Below are 16,076 nucleotides of genomic sequence, written 5' to 3' on the forward strand. Positions count from 1 at the left end.
GTTAATTGGTTAAGTAGTTTAATTCTAAAACTGTATTGTTATACTTGTTTAGGTTTTGTAAATAATTGATTTCAATATTTTTTGCACTTTCCAAAAGTTGCACATATTGCAAGAAATCTATCTCGCCATTTTGAAACGCTTTTGAAGCAGTTGTTGTTAATTCTTTTGAAAGGTTTCTTCCCGTATTTTCATAATAATCAACAGTTTCTTGAAACTTTTTCAGATTAGAAAGTAAGCCATCGTATTTTGATTGTAACTGGATTTTATAGTTTTCAAATTCATTAGCTATAATCAATGTTTCTGTCTTTGCCGCATTGATTTTTGATTTATGTGCTCCAAACCATAATGGTACAGCAATACCTACTTGAAAACCATTATAGTTTCTTGCATTAGCACCATTGTTAGTCCCCTGAAATGCGGATAAGTGCAAATCAGGTAATAGCTTTTGTCGCTCTAATGAAAGTGAAGATTTAGCCAAACTTTCTGCCGAATTATAATACATCAGACCTGGATGATCTGCTAGACTAAATTCCTTTAACTCTAATCTTGGTAGCACATCTTCTATAACCTTAAATAATGAATCACTTTGCACCCATTGATTAAGCATTGTATAGGCTTTAGAGACGTCTTCTCGTGCTTGAGCAAGTGCGATAGATATTTCTTTTTGTTTTGTTTCTGCAGTTAGCTTTTCTAATAAATTAGTTTCGCCGACATCATATCTTTTCTTTGCTGCTCTAGCAAACTGACTATATAAACTATTTAAATACATATACTGTTTGACCAGATTATTACTGTAGACTACGTTGTAATATGCCGTACTAACTTCTTTAGTCAATATTCTTTCGTTTATCCGATACTGCTGAGTTGTTAACGCTACTTTTTGTTTTTCTACTTTGCGTTGTGCACCATAAATAGTTGGAAATTGAAGTGATTGACTAATGCCCAAAACCTTTAAAGGCAAACCGTTTTCTGCAATGTTATTTTGATCATAACTATAGTAAACTTGTGTTCTATCTAAATTGAAAGCACTTCCTACTAATTGTTCAGATTGGTTAATTTTTTTCGCGTAAGCTTGAAGCCCTTTATTATTCTCAATTGCTATTTTTACAGTCTGTTCTGCATTTACAGGATTTTGTTGAGCTCTTCCGAAAAATGGTAAAAACAGTAAAAGCATAATGCTTAGAGCCTTTAGATTTACTTTAGTTTTCTTTTTAGGATGATGCCCTTTTCTATCAAACATTGCATATAAAATTGGTAATACCACAAGCGTTAATGCTGTAGCAGTTATTAACCCACCAACAACTACTGTCGCTAAGGGTCTTTGAACCTCTGCACCTGCGGAAGTTGAAATTGCCATCGGTAAAAACCCTAAAGCTGCTGCTGCTGCTGTCAATAATACTGGACGCAATCTGTTTTTTGTTCCCATTAAAATTCGCTTATTAATATTGCTAACTCCGTGTGCTTTTAGTTCCTTGAATTCTTCAATCAGTACAATACCATTTAGTACTGCAATACCAAAAAGTGCAATAAACCCAACACCTGCCGAAATACTAAAAGGAAGATCCCTCATATAAAGTAGCATAACACCACCAATAGCGGATAATGGAATGGCACTATAAATCATTAAGGCTTCTTTTACAGAATCGAAAGCAAAATACAACAGGACAAAAATCAATATTAATGCAATTGGTACAGCTACTTTTAATCGTGCCGATGCGGTTCTTAGGTTTTCGAATTGACCTCCATAGCTTATAGAATATCCGGTTGGAATCTTAACATCTCTTTCAATTATTGCTTGAACATCTTTTACAACAGATTCCAAATCTCGGTTTCTAACATTTACACCTACAACGATACGACGCTTGGTATTATCACGGGAAATTTTTGCTGGTCCTTTAGTGTAGGTAATATTAGCAAATTCACTAAGTGGTAATTTTGTACCGTTGGGTAATGAAACTGATGCTGTCTCTAAGTTTTCAATATCTTTTCTGTGACCAGTATCAAAACGTAATACCAAATCAAACTGTTTTTCTCCTTCAAACACTGTTCCTGCTGGCATTCCTGCAAAGCCCATTGTGATGACTTTATTTAAGTCTTCAATATTCAATCCATATTTAGCGATTTTCTGACGATTATACTTTACTGACATTTGAGGTAGTCCTGCTGTTTTTTCTACGGAAATATCCGCAGCTCCTTCTACATTTTGAATAGCCTTTTCTATTTCTAATGCTTTTCTGTATAAAACATCTAAATCTTCTCCAAAAACTTTAATAGCTAAATCGGCTCTTACTCCCGTAATCAATTCATTAAATCGCATTTCGATAGGTTGGGTAAATTCAAAATCCACACCTGCTATTTCATTGGATAAGGCTTCTTTAAATTTATCTGCTAATTCGTCTTTAGACTCGGCAGATGTCCATTCGCCTTTTGGTTTCAATTTTATAATAACATCACTTTCTTCCATAGACATTGGGTCTGTTGGTACTTCGGCAGCTCCAATTCTACTTACTACTTGTTCTACTTCTGGAAATTGTTTTAATATTTTTTCTATTTGAGTAGTGGCTTCAATGGTTTTGCTCAAGGACATTCCCGTTTTTAATACAGGCTGGATTACAAAATCGCCTTCATCTAGCGTTGGAACAAACTCGCCGCCCATTCTGGAATATAAAAATGCTGTAAAAACCAATAAACCTATAGCCATACTTAACACCAATGTCTTTTTGCGCAAAGCCCAAGCAATAGTAGGCTGGTATTTATCTTCTAACAAAGCAATGAGTCTGGACGATATGGTTTTCTTTTCTGTGTTCGATGGTTTAATGAACATAGAAGCCATTACAGGTATGTAGGTAAAACATAACAGCATTGCGCCAATGAGGGCAAAACAGAATACCAATGCCATAGGACGAAACATTTTTCCTTCTACGCCGACTAGAGATAGAATAGGGATAAAAACAATGATGATGATTAATTGGCCGAATACTGCGGAATTCATCATTTTTGTGGCACCTTGATAGGTTATTTTATCAATTAATCCCTGTCTTTCTTCTTTTGGAAGTGCTAAAAGTTTAGAACGCTGACTCGTGATTTTAAAAGCGATAAATTCTACAATAATTACAGCGCCATCTATGATAATACCAAAATCGATAGCTCCTAAACTCATCAAGTTGGCATCGACTCCAAAAATGTACATTAGAGAAAGTGCAAACAATAAACATAATGGAATAACCGAAGCCACAACTAAGCCTGAGCGCAGGTTTCCTAAAAGTAAAACCACAACAAAAATTACGATTAAACATCCTAAAATTAGGTTTTCGGCAATTGTGAATGTTGTTTTGGCAATAAGCTCACTTCGTTCTAAAAATGGGTTAATTGAGATACCTGTAGGTAATGATGATTGTATCTCTGCCACACGTTGTTTTACTGCCTCGATTACGGCATTGGAATTAGCATCTTTAAGCATCATTACTTGCCCCAGTACTTTTTCACCTTCACCATTTCCTGTGATTGCTCCGAAACGATTGGCGTGTCCGAAGCCTACAGTAGCAACATCTCTAACATAAACAGGAACATCTCCCTTATTAGTAACAACAATATCTTCAATATCCTCTATTGAAGACACTAAGCCTTCACCTCTTATAAAATAACTTTCATTAATTTTTTCAATATAACCACCTCCAGCAACGCTATTGTTTTTTTCAAGAGCGTTAAAAACATCGAAAATAGAAACATCCATTGAACGTAGACGTTCTGGATTAACAGCCACTTCATAGGTTTTTAAGTAACCTCCCCAAGTATTTACTTCTACAACACCTGGTATTCCAGAAAGCTGCCGTTTTACAACCCAATCCTGAATAGTACGCACATCAGATAATGAATATTGATCTTTATAGTTGGGATCTACATCGATTACATATTGGTAAATTTCACCAAGACCTGTAGAAACAGGGCCCATAAAGGGTTTGCCAAAACCTTCTGGAATTTTTTCTTCGGCACTTTTAATTTTTTCAGCGATAAGTTGACGAGGTAGGTAAGTACCCATTTCATCATCGAATACAACAGTAACTACTGATAGTCCAAACTTGGAGATAGAACGGATTTCTTTTACTCCTGGTAAATTTGCCATTTCTAACTCTACAGGATACGTCAAAAACTTCTCAACATCTTCGGTCGATAAAGTTCTTGAAGTCGTAATGACCTGAACTTGATTATTGGTTACATCTGGAACTGCTCCAATAGGAATATTGGAGAGGGAATACAAGCCGAATCCAACGATTCCTGCGGTAAATAACAGTACAATTAGTTTGTGATGAATACTGTATTGGATAATACGTTCTAACATTTTCTGGTGGTTTATTAAAAAGAATAGAACAAATGTAGACGTGATATCTAAGTGTATTCTAAACTGTTTCTTAAGATTGACTTAAGATTGTTTTTCCTCTTAATAACAAAAAGCAAAAGCCTTGAGAGTTCCCAAAGCTTTTGCAACCACTAACCAATAAAAACCAACCAAAAAAACCAAAAATTTAAAGAGAGAATCTATTTTTTTTCAATAATGTGGCTAATTCTTTTGTAAATGTAATTCTGTAGTTTAAAGAGTATCTAAGGAAAGTCTTAAGATTGGCTTAAAAATGAACAGAAAAAATAGTTCCGATGCCCAATTTACTTTCTACTTCAATACTTGCACCAATAGCATCAGCAGCCTTTTTTGCAATCGACAGCCCTAATCCATTACCAGAGATATTTTTATGATTTAAAGCATCTGATCTGAAGAAATGATTGAATAAATTGTTCAAATCTTCTTTTTTAATTCCTATTCCTTCATCTTGAACCTTACAAACAGTTTTAGAGTCCAATTGTGTAATTGAAATATAAATCTTGGTAGCATCCTTGGTATATTTTATCGCGTTGCTAATAATATTTTCCAATATTAAATTGCTAAAATATTGAGGTACTAACGTCTCTTTTTCAATATCATTTTTAAAATTTACAGAAAGCTTCTTTTCTGATATCTGTTTTTTGTGTCTTGAAAGAATTTCGTCGATTAAAGCCGCTAAGGGAATTAAAGCCTTATTGGTAGTTTGTGAATTTGTGTCCAATCTTGCCAAAAGTAAAAGTTGCTCTAATGTAGCAGTCATTCGGTCTATTTCTGAAAGACTGAACTTGATTTTCTCTTCATATTCTGCTCGTTCCCTTGGCTTGCGAATTAAAACCTCTAATGTGCCTTTTAAGGTTGCTAAAGGTGTACGTAATTCGTGAGAAGCATCTGATGTAAACTGACGTTCTCTTTCCATCGCATTCTCAATACGCTGCAATAAATCATTTATTCCAGAAGACAAATCAAAAAGTTCATCTTTATTTTGGGGAAGTGCAACGCGCTCGTTTAAGTTGTTTCTTGTAATTCTATTGGTTGTTTCTGTTACGTTCTTAACAGGTATGATGCTTCTACCAGCTATGTATTTGGAAATAAAATAGAGGCTCGCTAAAAGAAGTAAGTAGACAAAAAGTAGAATATTTCTTAAATTAAGTAATACCATTTGTGAAGCTTCCAATGACATAGCCGCTACGATAAAACCTTTTATCTTACCATCTTCTTCTATTGGTAATTGAATCTGTCTAATGGGTTTATTATTGAGAATCTCATTATAGCTTCCGCCAAAATTCGCTTTAGTATTGTAATCGAGTTGGTTTTCTTTAAGGTTTGGGGATTTATCCATAAATGTCCCGTTCTTATCCAAAATTTGAATAAAAACAGGGTTTACCTGAACTTCTCTATGTTCTCTTTCTTCCCACTCTTTTTTGTTTTTTATTTTGATACTGTCCCCAACTATTTTCATTTCTTCTGTATGCTTTTCTGCTTCAAAAGACAGGTCGCTATCCAAATTTTGATACACAACACCTTTAACAACAAAGTAAACAGATGTAAAGGCTACTGCCATTATTATAGCAGTCGCAATCATATAATGTAGCGCTATTCTATTTTTAAAACTTAAATTCATATTTCCTTAGCAATGTAACCAACGCCTCTAACAGTCTGGATATAGTTTTCGTCCTTTCCTAATTTCAATTTCTTGCGAAGTGCATTTATAAACACATCTATAACACCTGTATTATAGTCAAAATGGATATCCCAAACGCTTTCAATTATTCGAGACCTTCTACAAACCATACCTTTATTACGTAATAAGTATTCCAGTAAAGCAAATTCTTTCTGTGTTAAACTTACTTCTTCAGTTCCCTTAAGCACTTGATATGTTGAAGTGTTGAGAGTGATATTTCCAATTTTGAAAATGGAATGTTCACCAGATTTCGGTCGTAATTGCACTTTTATGCGTTCCAGTAGTTCTTCAAAATGAAAGGGTTTTTTAATATAATCATTAGCACCAGCCTGAAGTCCAAAAACCGTCTCGTCTAATGTGTCCCTTGCGGTTAAAAATATAATAGGTGTTTCCTTAAATTGCTTTCTAAATTGACGGCATACTTCAATTCCACTCAACCCAGGAATCATCCAATCTAATAGTAACAAGTCATATTCACCAGAAAGTGCTAATTCCAGTCCTTTTTTCCCATCTTCTGCAATGTCTATGGCATAGGATTCTTCTTCTAGGCCTTGCTTTAGAAAGCTAAATATTCCAGGCTCGTCTTCTACTATTAGTATTCGCATACTACAAAAATGATTTCTTAAATTTAAAGTATTATTAGTTGTTTCTTAAGATTTGCTTAAAATTTAATTTATCATACATTCTTTTTGCAAAAATATATTGATGAGAACGGAATACTTACATATTCTCACCTTTAAATTCTTAAGCTTATCACAAAAAAGAATGAACATTCATTTTTATCCGTATTTTTGTATGAGAATTTATCAGATGACTGAATTATCGAAAAGTGAAATAAAGAGAAGGGCATTAGTTGATGCAACTATCTCATTGGTTAATAATAATGGTTTTCACGCTACACCAATTTCAAAAATCGCAAAAATGGCAGATGTATCTCCAGCTACTATTTACTTATATTTTGAAAACAAACAAGACCTTGTAAATAAAGTATATATAGAGGTTAAAGAAGCATTTACGGCTTATGCATTTGAATCTTACTCAGAGCGTATGCCTGTTGTAAAAGGTTTTGAAGTTGTTTGGAAACAAATTGCAAAGTTCAAGACTAAACAATTAGAAAACGCTATGTTTTTAGCCCAATGTGACCATACGCCCATCATTGACCAAGCAAGTAGACAAGAAGGAATTAAACATCTGCAACCATTACTTGATTTATGGCAACGCGGTAAGGATGAGCAGATCATCAAACCTATATCAGATTATTTACTTTATGCTTATACCATTAATCCATTATCATTTTTAATAGTAATGCAGCAACAAGGAGCATTTAAAATAGAAGAAAACCATATTGAAGAGGCTTATCAAGCAGCTTGGAACAGTATTAAATTATAAAAAAGAAACTACATAAAAATGGAATTATTAGACAAATTAAAATGGCGATACGCTGCTAAAGCAATGAATGGCGAAGAAGTAGCGCAAGAAAAAATAGATAGAATTATTGAAGCTGCACGTTTAGCACCAACTTCAAGTGGATTGCAACCTTTTGAAATATTTGTTATTACAAATCAAGAAATTAAAGAACAGATTAAACCAATCGCTTGGAATCAATCTGTAATCACAGACTGTTCTCATCTTTTGGTATTTGCGGCTTGGGATACGTACACAGCAGATAGAATTAACTATATGTTTGACCTTACTAATGAGGTACGTGGATTTAAAAACGAAGGATGGGAAAATTACAGACAAATGTTGTTAGACTCTTATCCTCAAAAAGACGCAGAAGAAAACTTTAACCACGCAGCAAAACAAGCCTATATCGCTTTTGCTTTAGCTCTAACAGCTGCTGCTTACGAAGGAGTTGATGCAACACCTCTAGAAGGTTTTGATCCTTCTGCTGTAGATAAAATATTAGAACTAAGAGAAAAAGGATTACGCAGTGCTGTCCTCTTACCAATAGGAAAGAGAGCTCCAAAAGAAGATTGGTTAGTAAATCTTGTTAAAGTGAGAAAGAGTACCGAGGATTTAGTAACTGTAGTAGATTAAATAATAATCATTCTGAACTATTCCAGAAGTAAAAATAATAATTATGAAAAAAGTTTTATTCGTGCTTACACGTCACGACCAATGAGGAAACACAGGAGAGAAAACAGGATTTTGGATTGAAGAGTTTGCAAGCCCATACTAATTATTAAAAGATAAAGGCGTTGCTGTTACTTTAGCTTCACCTAAGGGTGGACAACCACCAATAGACCTAAAAGTGCTACTGAAGATTTTAGTACACCAGCTACAGAACGTTTCAATAAGGATCAAGAAGCACAAGCGGTATTAAGTAAGACATTGAAACTTGACACCATAAATCAAGCAAATTATGATGCTGTTTTTTATCCAGTAGGACACGGGCCATTATGGGATCTTGCAGAAGATAAAAACTCTATTGCGTTAATTGAAAGTTTTTACAACAACAATAAACCTGTAGGAGCCGTATGTCACGCACCTGCTGTCTTCAAACATACTAAAGACGCTAACGGAAATCCTTTAGTCAAAGGAAAAAAAGTAACTGGCTTTACTAATACTGAAGAAACTGGCGTACAATTAACAGATGTAGTGCCTTTCTTAGTAGAAGATATGTTGAAAGAAAATAGGGGAATTTATTCTAAGGGAGATGATTGGAATCCATATTCGGTTCAAGAAGGTAATTTAATAACTGGACAGAACCCAGCTTCATCTGAGTTAGTTGCTGAGGGATTACTGGAAATGCTAGGATAAATAATAGCCTATTTATTTAAAAAGATAAACAGCCTAAGCAAATTGCTTAGGCTGTTTTTTTGTTTAATTAATATCTATCATCACATAGTTAGAACAATCAATTTCGATAATTCATAAGCATTGCTTTAGTGATTATGCAATTCTTAGATGTTTTAGAAAAGGCTTTATACGTTAATTGTATCAAAGAAATAATCCTCATAATCAATGAAATTTCAAAATTCAATATATTTATGAATTGAGCCAAATCAAAACGTAATCCTAACACCTGCCATTTTATGTTCAGAAGTAGACGTAAAAGTGAAATCGGTCTTAAATCGTGGTTCGATTATTTCGCCAGTAACATCACGTTTAACTTCTTTTTTAATTCTACGGTTAGCTGCATTTTTCCCAATAATATATCCCATCAAAATAGAAAATGGATAATCTGATGCCCAGTGCACCCTTGTACTCATCATTTGAAAAGCCATTATACCTGCTAAAGAATAGCCTACTGGTTTAATCCATTTTACTTCTGGATAGTTAGTGGCTATTACAGTAAGAGTTGCTATATAGGTTGTCATGTGTCCTGATGGCATGGCATCGTAATTTGGTGTATTGGTTTGGTAGGCTTTAAAACTTGGAAAAGGCCTCCAATGTCCTCCTGGGTTTCCACTTTCAATTGCTGCACTTGGGCTTTGTCTTCCTGTGATTCTTTTTAGTATTTGCGTACTTACTCCAGAGGAAATTAACACCTCTATTAATTCACTCGACACATTCAATGCGCGATAATCGTTATTAATTTTTCCAGCAATATAAAAACCACCACTTAGCAGTATTGGCGTTAGACCATTTCCTAAATAATAAATTGTTCCATTAATATCCTTTGGAAGGAATTCTATACCAAGAACTCTTATATAGCTAACATCTTCCTCCAATCCTAAAGGTTCTCCTAGTTCTTGTGCATTATCCAATAGTTTTTGGTCAAAAGGCAATAAAGCTAACGTGCCACCAACTGCCATTCCTGTCCATAACAGATTTTCTTTCTGGACTGTGAATTTACCAAATTCATAAATATCACTTGGCACATACCTAAACACATCAAAAAACTTAGGCTTATTATAAGTGTAAGTTACACCATTACTAATTTCGAACGTTTGGGATACTTCAATTTGTTGTGCGTGATTTGTGTTTGAGATTATGAAACAACTAATGAATATTGATGCTCTAAACAAATTTTTATAATTGTAATTCTGCTTCATAAATAAATGTAATGTTAATTATCAATAACCATTGTTAATCTCTTTTTTAATGGTTTAAGCCATAACGCCCGCTTTTAATTTTTCCATTAACATGATATTCTTCTGCTTCTTTTCTCGAAGCACATTCTTGCCATAATCTGTGTAATATTTATGATTTACAAGAAATTCCAAATTCAATTGATACCATTCTTCATCGGTAAATATTAAATCCATATAGGTTTTCCACTCTTCCCGTAATAATTCGTTTTTAAAAATGTAGTTACTACTAGCCAAATGAAATAAATCAGCATCACATATAATACATTCGAGTAGTGTTTCAGGATTTTGGGGCATTTTAGTTGCCATAATACAATTCAATATTTGAACTTTAGCACTATTTGAATAATCCAACTCACTTAAATAATCATGGGCATAATTAGCACCAATACTTTCGTGACCCACATAATCTTGGGAAATACCCGTATCATGAAATAATGCAGCGATTTTTAATATTTCAATTTCTTCGCCATTTATACCTTCATAATTCCCTATAGTTTCTACATTTTCAAAAACTTCTAGCGTGTGTTTATTGCTATGAAATGGTAACACCTTACATCTGCTATGTGTCAATAAATCGAGACAATGTTTTTTAATATTATTTACTTGTGCATTCATGTCTGTTTAAAATTTATATGTAAGCCCAACTAAATATTCACCATTACCACTTTTAAACGATAACTCATAATGTTCTTTTTTATATGGTGTGGTAAATAAATATGTACTTCCAACTCCTACGACCATTCCTCCTAAAACATCCCATACATCATGCCTATCATCAATACCTTCTATTCGGGTATAAGCTACTAAACCTGCTACTGCGTATGCAGGGATTCCATATTCCCAACCATAACGCCTTTGTAAAAAGGATGCTCCAGAGAAGGCAACAGCTGTATGTCCTGATGGAAACGCTTTGCCATCTGTTCTACCATCTGGTCTTGGTTTATCTATCGCATATTTTAGTACATAGGCTACACCTAATGTCGTGCCATAAGATTTAGCAAACTGCCAAAATCCCTTTTTGTCTTTTTTTGCAACAATCATGATTAGTGACGTCAATGCAGGCGCATGTTGTGCATAATCCCCAAATAACTGATAGCCTGTTTCCCTTCTTATTTCTGAAGGTGTATCGACTTCTTGCGCTAACATACAAAACGGTAGTACACCTATTAATAAGTAAACTATTTGTTTCATTAAAATTTCAGAGTTAGTCAGAATTTATATTTAAAACCTAGCATATAGTCTCCATCACTACTATTAAAAGTGAGCTCCATGTGTTCCTGCTGGTATTGTGTGGTGAATAGTAAATTACTACCAAGACCAATAGCTGCTCCAGCCAATACATCAAGGATATCGTGCTTTTTTGAATCAATCCTACTTGCTGCTGTAAAGCCTGCAAGTACGTAGGCTGGAATACTATATTTAAACCCATACCGTCTATGTATATATCCCGCACTATGAAACGTCGTGGATGTGTGACCGGATGGGAAAGCATTGTCATTACTCATATCTGGTCGCTGTTTGTTTATACTATACTTTAAACCATAGGTAACAGCTTCGGTTAGCATAAGCCCCTTTGTAAATTGCCAAGCGCCTTTTTCATCTCCAATAATAAAGGATGTTCCTACTGTGGCTATGGGTAGTGCAAAGAGGATAACATCGCCTATTTTTTGAGTTGTTCCAACCTGTGGTTTCGTCTCATTGGTGTCTTGTGCTTGTAGTGGAATAGATGTAAAAAACAAAACAGCACATAAAAGCGATAAAATTTTTATATTCTTTAATATCATCAAATTAGGGGTATTGATTAAAGTAGCTTTTTTTATATGCAGATTATTTTATATTAAAAGTAAATGGGAAATCTTAAGAAAATTTAAAGCTATAATTCTGATAAATTAGCCGGCTTATATTAAAACACTTAAAGATTCTTTTTTAATGGATATTGAAAGTGTAACATCATTAATTTTTGATATTTCGCCATCAATCTGTGACTCAAAATAAGCACCTTGTTTTCGAGATAATTTCATTTTTTTTGTTTGATAGCATTTGACTTCTTTAAGTATTTCTGGTTTTTTTATGAACATACAAAATCCAAAAAACAACATCTTTAACTTGCTGATTCTTGGCACTATGATAACATCTAAAAGACCATCTTTCAAAGACGCCTTGGGTGTAAGGCTCATGTTATAACCCATAACGTTTGAGTTTGAAACGAAAATTAAAAACGGGTTAACCACCTCTATATTATCATCGATAGAAATGATGATTTCTTCTTTGTTTGAAAATTGCTGAAATGATTTTAAGGTTGCTTTTATATAGCACACTAATGTTCTTTTTTGCAACGCTTCATAGTTTTCTATAACATTGGCGGTAAAACCAAAACCAAGATTACTAAAAAAGTAACGTTGATTCACACCACCGACATCTATCGTTGTGGAATGATTGTTTTTAATAATATAAAGTGCTTTTTTTATATTTTTCGGAATCTTCAAGTTACAAGCCAATCCATTTCCCGAACCAACTGGGATGATACCTAAAGGGATATTTGTCCCCACCAAAGCAGAAGCGACTTCGTTTATAGTACCATCTCCACCACAGGCGACAATAATATGAGCTTGCTGACGGATGGACTCCATTGTTAAATCAATGGCGTGTCCTTTATATCCAGAAGATTTAATGGTTATGTTGTACTTATCTGCTTCAAAGTAATCTTGAAGAAATGGTTCAGAAAAACTATGATGTCCGGAGCCTGCAATTGGGTTTACAATGAAATGGATATCTATCACTTTATTTACTCTTAATTTTTAGACCTTCATTTCTATACAGATCATCTGCAACCTCATAAAATGAGATGCTTCTCTTTTCAAATCTCACTTCGGAAGGAATTGCGCTCAAACTATTATCCGTAGGATTCCAAGAATAGAAATGTGCGTTTTTCTGTTCATCCAATATCAATATCTTATCGTCCTTTAGATAGCCTAATTTTCTGTAGTTTCCTATAAATGCTCTTTCGTCATCAGGTTGCATGGATAGGATATCCCTTCCGAAGAGATTAGATTTATAATCCCAATGTAAAGTCGAAAACAGGGTGGGAAATATATCAATTTGTGAAGCTAGTTTGTTTACTTTTTTAGGTTGTTGATTTGGCAAGTTGAAAATTAATGCAGGAATGTGATAGTTCTTCACATCCAACTCCCACCGTCCAGCACTACTGGCACAATGGTCGCTCATGATTACAAGAACAGTATTTTTAAACCACGGTTTATGTTGCGCTTTTTTTATAAATTCGTTAATAGCGTAATCGGTATATTTTACTGCTCCATGTCTGCCTGTACCTGACGGAATATCAATTTTGCCTTCTGGATACGTATAGGGTTTGTGGTTGGAAGTGGTCATTACGAAGTCGAAAAATGGTTTCCCAGATTCGTGGGCTTTGTCTGCTTCTTTGAGTACTTTGTTGTAAATATCAGTATCACAAACTCCCCAAGCATTCTCAAAAGTCACTTCGTCATCTTCAATATTCGTGCGAGTTGTGGTAATGCTTTTATCTAATAAAAATCCTCGCCCTCTATCGACAATACTAAATCCGTTGCCCCCGAAATACGTATTCATATTATCAAAATAGCCATCGCCACCATAAAAGAAATTACGCTCGTAACCTTGTTGCTTAAACACCTGGCCAATGGTAAACAGACCTTGATTGTTTTTTCGTTTTACAATACTACGACCAGGTGTTGGTGGAATGGATAGGGTTATGGCTTCCATACCTCTAACGGTTCGTGTTCCTGTGGCATATAGGTTTTCAAAAAACAGGCTGTTATTTGCTAGGGAATCTAACGTTGGTGTGATATTATTTTTATTCCCAAATGCCTTTAAAAAATCGGCACTTAAACTTTCTATACAAATAAAAATGACATTGGGTTTCATTGGTTGCGAAATGCTATCTGAATTCACAATTGACCTGTAAATAGCATCTTCATCTGGATTTACAAGTATATTTTTTGAATCCAAATAACTAGCTTTAACCGTTTGAAAAGCTTCTTCTTCCGGAATGGTTTTGTAGAATTCGTTATAAGACAATTCATTATTTCTGAAAGCGGCGAAAAATGAGTAAATACCAGATTTTGCGAGTTCGTTATTATAGCGGTTTCCAGAAAAATCAGCTTGCTTGTTTGTTACAAAAAATACACTTATTGTTACAATAAACAACCAGGGAATGAATGCTATCAATTTAGGTTTAAATGTAGTTTCACTTATAAAGGTCTTACGAAAATATCCTAATTTATATATAATAAAAATACTTGTAAGCACTAATAAAAGCATACTAGCAATAAGCACAGGTAATGGATAGGACTCGTTGATGTTCTTTACAACCTCATAAGTATAAATCAAATAATCAACCGCAATGAAATTATAACGTCTTTGAAATTCATCCCAAAATGTAAACTCTCCAAAAAAGGAAAAGAATAGAATAAGTACTCCAATTGAGAATCCAAAATAGGTAATCGCTTTATCTATAATGGAACCGTAGATCCGTTTCGGGAAAATGAGTAAATAAATAAGATACGGAATTGCAAAAAATGAAATCGTCGCAATATCGAACAAAAATCCAATTAGAAAGGTGTTCCCCAATGTGAAAAAGTTTTTGTCTACTTCGGAAAAATTCCAAATCAAGAAACTTAATCTTACTATAAACGATAAAATTAAAAACAAGCCTATATAGGCTTTAAGTAACGCAAATCGCTTCGGGAAAATTTCAAGCATTAACTAATGGGTTCTATATTAATTTATGCCGAAAGTACTATGTGATTCTAAAGAAAATTTAAAGTCTAAGAAGTGCCTATTCTAAAAAAGAAAAAGCCCAAAGCTAACACAGCCCTGGGCTTTTTCAACCAATCAACCAATCAACCAATCATCTATGAAAAACTTAATTAAACACTAATCATTATCTTCTTTACCATCACCCTTTATTACTTCTTGTTTTACAACTTTACCGCTAGAATTTATTACTACTTCCATCTCATCTTCTCCCTTTTCTATTTCAAATTCATAGACTGTTCCAGTTGCAGTTTCAGAAAGCTCCATGTCTTCAATATTATAACCTTCAAAGTTAGCATTAAGTGGATCCATAACAACTTGTGGGACTTCAGATTCGGCAACTTCATATTCCGTCTCTACCCAAGTACCATTTTGCATAAAATTTGAAGTATGCTCTTTTCCGTCGAGCTTAAATTCTGCTTCCCATTCGGTGTCCGATTCTTTTTCCCATTCTACATCTGTTGCATTAGGAAATCTTGTAGTAAATGCATCTTTTACTTTTTGAGGCGTAGAAGCATCTTTGTCACAGGCAATAAAGCTTAATAATATACCAGCCAAAGCTAGTAATGTAATTTTTTTCATTAGAGTTTAATTTTAAGAATTATAACACAAATATATTTCCTAATTCTAAAGATGATTTAAAGAAAATCTCGCTACCACGCAACACCACTTTTCCGTCTTGGTCACAAGCAACTCCAGGCATTATTTTCATTGCATCGACCACAGAACCACCAGATTGTGCCACATTATCGTCAAGACTAAAGGTTTTTTTATCTAGTGCCGAATTTACGGTTGTTCTTTTTGCTTGAATAGTCACTTCGTCCAACGCTTCCGCAGATGGCTTGAGTTCTATTTTTCCTAAATCGAAAATTGGGTTCAATCCGCCAAAAGCAATTTTTCGCTGTACAGCTTCAAAACCCAAATAGGTAATATTTACGGTATACTTTCCTGTTTTTAAATCCTTAATTTCAAACCGACCATTGTCATCAGTTATTGTTCCCATGACTATAGCATTGGTAGTTTCATCATTTACAGAAACACTAACAAAAGGCAATATTTGCTGGGTTTCTTGGTCTATAATTTGACCGGTAATAGTTATTGTTTCTTGAGCGTTTACAAGAAATAAAAAAAAGAGTAGAATAATTGTAGACGTGTATTTTATCACTAG

13 protein-coding genes and 1 pseudogene are annotated in these 16,076 nt (G+C 34.1%); 3 read left to right on the forward strand and 11 right to left on the reverse strand.

Going from position 1 to position 16,076, the window contains the following annotated elements; genetic code table 11:
• Nucleotide 1: 1 nt before the first annotated feature.
• The 3 genes from FAF07_RS04785 to FAF07_RS04795 form a co-directional block, all read right to left on the reverse strand.
• Nucleotides 2-4,339: a CusA/CzcA family heavy metal efflux RND transporter gene (locus FAF07_RS04785; protein ID WP_142784033.1), complete on the reverse strand. Its 4,338-nt coding sequence runs from the start codon at nt 4,337-4,339 to the stop codon at nt 2-4.
• Between the two features lie 283 nt (nt 4,340-4,622).
• Complete coding sequence (locus tag FAF07_RS04790; RefSeq protein ID WP_246067773.1) at nt 4,623-5,936, reverse strand: sensor histidine kinase; 1,314 nt, start codon at nt 5,934-5,936, stop codon at nt 4,623-4,625.
• A 56-nt stretch (nt 5,937-5,992) separates the two neighbouring features.
• Nucleotides 5,993-6,661 carry a response regulator transcription factor gene (locus tag FAF07_RS04795; protein ID WP_142784035.1) on the reverse strand — a complete coding sequence of 223 codons (669 nt, stop codon included), beginning with the start codon at nt 6,659-6,661 and terminating at the stop codon, nt 5,993-5,995.
• 205 nt (nt 6,662-6,866) lie between these two features.
• Here FAF07_RS04795 and FAF07_RS04800 point away from each other — a divergent pair, with 205 nt between their 5' ends.
• From FAF07_RS04800 to FAF07_RS04810, 3 genes and pseudogenes are all read left to right on the forward strand, one after another.
• Nucleotides 6,867-7,445 (forward strand): TetR/AcrR family transcriptional regulator, encoded by a 579-nt coding sequence (locus tag FAF07_RS04800; protein WP_142786534.1) that lies wholly within the window; start codon nt 6,867-6,869, stop codon nt 7,443-7,445.
• 18 nt (nt 7,446-7,463) lie between these two features.
• On the forward strand, nt 7,464-8,096 hold the full coding sequence (locus tag FAF07_RS04805) for a nitroreductase family protein (RefSeq protein WP_142784036.1): 633 nt from the start codon (nt 7,464-7,466) through the stop codon (nt 8,094-8,096).
• A gap of 43 nt (nt 8,097-8,139) precedes the next feature.
• Nucleotides 8,140-8,819 (forward strand): annotated as a pseudogene (locus tag FAF07_RS04810) (type 1 glutamine amidotransferase domain-containing protein).
• A 245-nt stretch (nt 8,820-9,064) separates the two neighbouring features.
• On the opposite strand, the gene FAF07_RS04815 reads toward FAF07_RS04810, so the two are convergent.
• The 8 genes from FAF07_RS04815 to FAF07_RS04850 form a co-directional block, all read right to left on the reverse strand.
• A complete protein-coding gene (locus FAF07_RS04815; protein WP_142784037.1) occupies nt 9,065-10,057 on the reverse strand; it encodes a phosphatase PAP2 family protein in 993 nt (330 codons plus the stop codon).
• 54 nt (nt 10,058-10,111) lie between these two features.
• Nucleotides 10,112-10,711 carry an HD domain-containing protein gene (locus tag FAF07_RS04820; protein ID WP_142784038.1) on the reverse strand — a complete coding sequence of 200 codons (600 nt, stop codon included), beginning with the start codon at nt 10,709-10,711 and terminating at the stop codon, nt 10,112-10,114.
• Nucleotides 10,712-10,717: 6 nt separating this feature from the next.
• Nucleotides 10,718-11,287: a phosphatase PAP2 family protein gene (locus FAF07_RS04825; RefSeq protein ID WP_142784039.1), complete on the reverse strand. Its 570-nt coding sequence runs from the start codon at nt 11,285-11,287 to the stop codon at nt 10,718-10,720.
• Between the two features lie 17 nt (nt 11,288-11,304).
• Nucleotides 11,305-11,880, reverse strand: coding sequence for a phosphatase PAP2 family protein (locus FAF07_RS04830; RefSeq protein ID WP_142786535.1), 576 nt, complete (start codon nt 11,878-11,880; stop codon nt 11,305-11,307).
• Nucleotides 11,881-11,994: 114 nt separating this feature from the next.
• Nucleotides 11,995-12,876 carry a diacylglycerol/lipid kinase family protein gene (locus FAF07_RS04835; protein WP_142784040.1) on the reverse strand — a complete coding sequence of 294 codons (882 nt, stop codon included), beginning with the start codon at nt 12,874-12,876 and terminating at the stop codon, nt 11,995-11,997.
• A gap of 1 nt (nt 12,877) precedes the next feature.
• A complete protein-coding gene (locus FAF07_RS04840) occupies nt 12,878-14,854 on the reverse strand; it encodes an LTA synthase family protein (protein WP_142784041.1) in 1,977 nt (658 codons plus the stop codon).
• 174 nt (nt 14,855-15,028) lie between these two features.
• Entirely contained in the window at nt 15,029-15,466 is a 438-nt protein-coding gene (locus tag FAF07_RS04845) for a PepSY-like domain-containing protein (protein WP_246067774.1), read from the reverse strand.
• A gap of 43 nt (nt 15,467-15,509) precedes the next feature.
• Nucleotides 15,510-16,073 carry a carboxypeptidase-like regulatory domain-containing protein gene (locus FAF07_RS04850; RefSeq protein WP_142784043.1) on the reverse strand — a complete coding sequence of 188 codons (564 nt, stop codon included), beginning with the start codon at nt 16,071-16,073 and terminating at the stop codon, nt 15,510-15,512.
• Nucleotides 16,074-16,076 lie beyond the last annotated feature (3 nt).

Origin of the sequence: Changchengzhania lutea (assembly GCF_006974145.1) — a bacterium.
In the GTDB taxonomy this organism is placed as follows: domain Bacteria; phylum Bacteroidota; class Bacteroidia; order Flavobacteriales; family Flavobacteriaceae; genus Changchengzhania; species Changchengzhania lutea.

What these genes read in the sequence shown, in the direction of transcription:
- FAF07_RS04795 (WP_142784035.1), bottom strand. Translation starts at nt 6,661, where the DNA reads ATGCGAATACTAATAGTAGAAGACGAGCCTGGAATATTTAGCTTTCTA.
- FAF07_RS04785 (WP_142784033.1), bottom strand. Translation starts at nt 4,339, where the DNA reads ATGTTAGAACGTATTATCCAATACAGTATTCATCACAAACTAATTGTA.
- FAF07_RS04825 (WP_142784039.1), bottom strand. Translation starts at nt 11,287, where the DNA reads ATGAAACAAATAGTTTACTTATTAATAGGTGTACTACCGTTTTGTATG.
- FAF07_RS04790 (WP_246067773.1), bottom strand. Translation starts at nt 5,936, where the DNA reads ATGGCAGTAGCCTTTACATCTGTTTACTTTGTTGTTAAAGGTGTTGTG.
- FAF07_RS04830 (WP_142786535.1), bottom strand. Translation starts at nt 11,880, where the DNA reads ATGATATTAAAGAATATAAAAATTTTATCGCTTTTATGTGCTGTTTTG.
- FAF07_RS04820 (WP_142784038.1), bottom strand. Translation starts at nt 10,711, where the DNA reads ATGAATGCACAAGTAAATAATATTAAAAAACATTGTCTCGATTTATTG.
- FAF07_RS04815 (WP_142784037.1), bottom strand. Translation starts at nt 10,057, where the DNA reads ATGAAGCAGAATTACAATTATAAAAATTTGTTTAGAGCATCAATATTC.
- FAF07_RS04800 (WP_142786534.1), top strand. Translation starts at nt 6,867, where the DNA reads ATGACTGAATTATCGAAAAGTGAAATAAAGAGAAGGGCATTAGTTGAT.
- FAF07_RS04840 (WP_142784041.1), bottom strand. Translation starts at nt 14,854, where the DNA reads ATGCTTGAAATTTTCCCGAAGCGATTTGCGTTACTTAAAGCCTATATA.
- FAF07_RS04805 (WP_142784036.1), top strand. Translation starts at nt 7,464, where the DNA reads ATGGAATTATTAGACAAATTAAAATGGCGATACGCTGCTAAAGCAATG.